4 protein-coding genes are annotated in these 3,885 nt (G+C 35.6%); 3 read left to right on the top strand and 1 reads right to left on the bottom strand.

Annotated elements, in window-relative coordinates; genetic code table 11:
• From R3333_RS13000 to R3333_RS12990, 3 genes are all read left to right on the top strand, one after another.
• The coding region (locus R3333_RS13000; protein ID WP_318959202.1) for a BamA/TamA family outer membrane protein at window positions 1-762 on the top strand (762 nt) is incomplete at its 5' end.
• Between the two features lie 84 nt (window positions 763-846).
• The gene (locus R3333_RS12995; RefSeq protein ID WP_318959201.1) at window positions 847-1,260 is read left to right on the top strand and encodes a hypothetical protein; all 414 of its coding nucleotides are present in this window, start codon (window positions 847-849) and stop codon (window positions 1,258-1,260) included.
• A gap of 110 nt (window positions 1,261-1,370) precedes the next feature.
• Window positions 1,371-2,843 carry an ArnT family glycosyltransferase gene (locus R3333_RS12990; protein ID WP_318959200.1) on the top strand — a complete coding sequence of 491 codons (1,473 nt, stop codon included), beginning with the start codon at window positions 1,371-1,373 and terminating at the stop codon, window positions 2,841-2,843.
• Here the strand turns inward: R3333_RS12990 and R3333_RS12985 are convergent.
• Window positions 2,840-3,862 (bottom strand): hypothetical protein, encoded by a 1,023-nt coding sequence (locus R3333_RS12985; protein ID WP_318959199.1) that lies wholly within the window; start codon window positions 3,860-3,862, stop codon window positions 2,840-2,842. The genes R3333_RS12990 and R3333_RS12985 overlap by 4 nt on opposite strands.
• Between the last annotated feature and the right edge of the window lie 23 nt (window positions 3,863-3,885).

The raw sequence follows: 3,885 nt of genomic DNA, 5'->3' as shown, positions 1-3,885 counted from the left end.
TACAAGTATTTCTATTATTTCCATGGAATTGGTAATGGAGAGCGCAGTCTAGAGTCGTATAATTTAAACTTTGGCCGACTCAGGGCTACACTAGAACGAAGAATATTACCTGCCACTTACTTAGGAGTAAAGTATGTTTTTGATCAAATGAATTTTACTCGCCTAGATACTTTGGGGTTGATTTATACCCAGAATTTATTGGGTAAATCGGGTGGTATTATTTCGGGACTAGGATTTTCAGGGAGATATGATACCAGAAACAGTACTTTTTATCCAACAGAAGGCTATCAAATTAGGGCGAATTCAACCTTTTATTCATCGATTTTTGGAAGTGACTATACCTACAATGTAAGTGAAATAGATGCCATTAAATATTTTGATTTTAAAAAAAATAGGGTATTGGCCACTTATGTATACGGAAGATTTATTGCCGGAGAAGCACCTTTTTTCCACCTATCTATGCTCGGGGGAAACAAGAAAATGCGCGGGTATTATCAAGGGTATTATAGAGATAGACAACTCATTGGATGGCAAACAGAATATAGAACACCCCTTTGGTGGCGTTTTGGGGCTGTTGTATTTGTAGGAAATGCCGTGGTGGCACCCGAACTATCTCAACTTGCATTGAAACATTTTAAAACCACTGCAGGTGTGGGATTACGGTTCTTACTAGACAAAGAAAGAAGGATAAATTTGCGCATAGATTATGGTGTATCTAAAGAGAGCTCAGGGTTTTACCTAACTATAGGTGAGGCCTTTTAAGAACTAAGTTCTTAGGAAAAACCTCTGTTAATTTTTCGTATTTAACGAAATTATTTACAATTTTAGGCCAAACACACTAAAACTATGACACAACTTATTATTAACCGTTCCTCAGCATGGGCGAACAAGCTACGCGATATAAAGATCTTTTTAGACGACGTAGAAGTTACTCAAATAGCGGACGGATGTTCTCAAACATTAAATTTACCTCCGGGAGATTATGAAATTCATGCGAAAATTGACTGGTGTTCCTCTAAGCGCATAGAGGTTACTCTTCAAGAAGATGAGCAGAAAGAAATTCAATTATCCGGATTTAAGTTTTCCAACTATTTATACATTGCTTTTGCATTAACAGTAATGGGTATGTATTTCTATCAAGGCCCCTATGTGTATGGCTATAATCCGTTCACATTAGGTGTTGTTTCTTTAACGTTGGTATTCGCGTATTACCTAACGTTAGGAAGAAATCAATACCTGCAACTTAACCCACAATCCTAAGGAACTCTCGAATCATTCCTTAATTTTAAATACCATTGCGGTAAATTAAAGTGCCATTTGATTTACTTGCGTGGTATTTTTTTTATGTCTTATTTTACTTTTTTAATGAAATGCAAATAGACTTAACCCTGTTTTTTGGAGCTTCCATCTTTATTTTCTGTGCTTTTATTTTTCAGAAAAAGCAACAGTATACTATTGGATTAGGTTTACTCTTGTTGGGTGGTTTGTTTTTACGTATTTATATAGGTTTAGATAATTATCCTCACCCTTGGGATGAAAGGTATCACGCACTTGTTGCTAAAAATTTATTAAAAAATCCTTGGGTGCCGAAATTGTATGCAAATCCATTGTTAGCATACGATTATACACAGTGGACCCATAATGAAGTTTGGCTGCATAAACCACCGCTAACTTTGTGGTCCATCGCTGTAAGTTTTAAAATATTTGGAGTCAGTCCCTTCGCTATTCGTATTCCATCTATAATTCTCTCTACATTGAGTATTTATCTGTTATATATGTTGGGGCGAGATTTTTGGAACAGGAAGATTGCATTTTTAGCTGCGTTCTTTTTGACTATAAATGGACTTATACTTGAGTTAGTAGCAGGTCGGGTAACTACAGATCACATAGATGTTCACTTTTTATTTTTTATACTACTAGCCATAGTTTTAGCTAGAAAAGCCATTAAATTAAAATCGCTATTGATCTTGTTCTTTATGTCACTTGTACTATCGTGTGCATTGCTAACCAAATGGCTTCCCGCACTTGTTGTTTTACCCATTTACGGTGTAATGTTTATGTCCGAGTATAAAGGACAATGGAGATTATTGGTAATGAACATGCTGTTAATATCGACGATTGTGTTTGTAATTGTATTTCCTTGGCATTATTACATACATACGGTTTTTCCATTAGAAGCGAAATGGGAGGCAGAATATAATTTCAAACACCTCAATCATGTGGTAGAAACACATCAGGGGTCCCTTTTCTTTTACCTTCATAAAATAAGAATTAATTATGGAGAATTAGTCTATTTACCCATAATCTATTTTGCTTTAAAAGTTAGGAAGTTCTTTTCACTGAAAACGGCAATACTATTATGGTTTCTAATTCCTTTTTTGGTGTTTTCTTCAGTATCCACTAAAATGCAAGGATATTTGATCATCAGTTCACCAGCACTTTTTTTAATGACAGCGTGGACCTTTTATGAAATAAAAACCAAGGGATTTAAGTATAGGGCACTGGCAATTATACTTATGGTTTTACTTATATTTTTACCTGTACGCTATTCAGTTGAAAGACTTAAACCTTGGATGGGAGAAGATAGAAATCAATCTTGGGTTGGCGAAATAGAAGCGTTTGGAAGGGATTGTCCGAAAAACACTGTTTTATTCAACTATCCCTACGCGATAGAAGCCATGTTTTTAACGGATATTGTTGCATATTACCAATTACCTTCAACTGAAATCCTTCAAGAATTACAGAATAAAAACTACAACATCGTTATTTTTAAGCATGGTATATATCCAGTAAGTGAAAAAATGGAAGCACTCTTTGAAAGAGTAGACTTTGAGCTACACTAAATAAAATCAAAGGCACAACTGTAAACTTCTTCTTCGAAAGAAGAAGAATCGTTTGTAGGGCTAATTTCTACAAATTTCACTTCGTGTACGCCATTGATTTTATGTAGAAGCCCCCAATTGACCTTTCTTTTAACAGTGCGGTATAATGTGCTTTTTTCATCTATCCACCATAAGATGAGGTTACGGTACTCAGCTTGTAATACACTTTCAAAGAAATCGCTCATATATTGAGCATTATTCTCTTTTACCCAAACAGCTTCAGGAGCTAAAAAGCTATGCGCTTTTGGTTTGATAATTTTGCGTAAACCAGGAATAAATGGGATAGCTTTCGTAAGTACACCTCCCATTTTACCGGGCATGCGTTCGAATTCCCAATTGGCATGGTGAAATTTACCAAAAGCGACAATTTCACCCTCTTTTTTAGCTACATAAAAAGGATCTGTATTGGAGTAAATGTGAAAATCGAAAAAATATCTTTGATGTCCGAATTGCTTTCTTACCAAAGCTTTAATTTTCGCCGGATCTTTCCAAATCTCTATCTTCATTTTTGCACGAGGGTGAACACGAGAAAAAGTTTGCGTAGCAATGTTGGCCTTTTCTACAAAGTTAAATTGCTCACTCATCCAAAGTGATTTTACATTCTTGGGATCTATATAAGCATAAAAGCTTTCGGCCGCTCCAGACTGTAGTTTATCCAAAAAGAAAGCGTTTAGATTCGTTTTTAAGGTTGAATTTTTCTTTTTGGAAGGAGTTTTGCCGGCACCTTGCACGAGCGTATCGAAGGCAAAATAACGTACATACCATTGTTTTTCGCGTCGACAAAAAGTAACGTTTCCTAAACATTTTTCATTACGCTCTAGGCTTAAAAATAATGGATTGTACAAGAGTTTCATTCTTCTTGCTGTATCCAAATGCTTGTATTTCGCACCATTCGTACCTAAGGTGTTTTTCTCTAATAATTCCATCAAGGAAGAAGAAGCCTCGGCGCGAAGTGTAAAGATGTTATTAAAGGTCTCCATTTAGGGCAAATTTAAGAAAGCTT

It is taken from the genome of Lishizhenia sp., assembly GCF_033720595.1.
Taxonomy (GTDB): domain Bacteria; phylum Bacteroidota; class Bacteroidia; order Flavobacteriales_D; family Crocinitomicaceae; genus Lishizhenia.
Note: the sequence above shows the minus strand (reverse complement) of the source record. Positions and strands in the feature narration are given on the sequence as shown.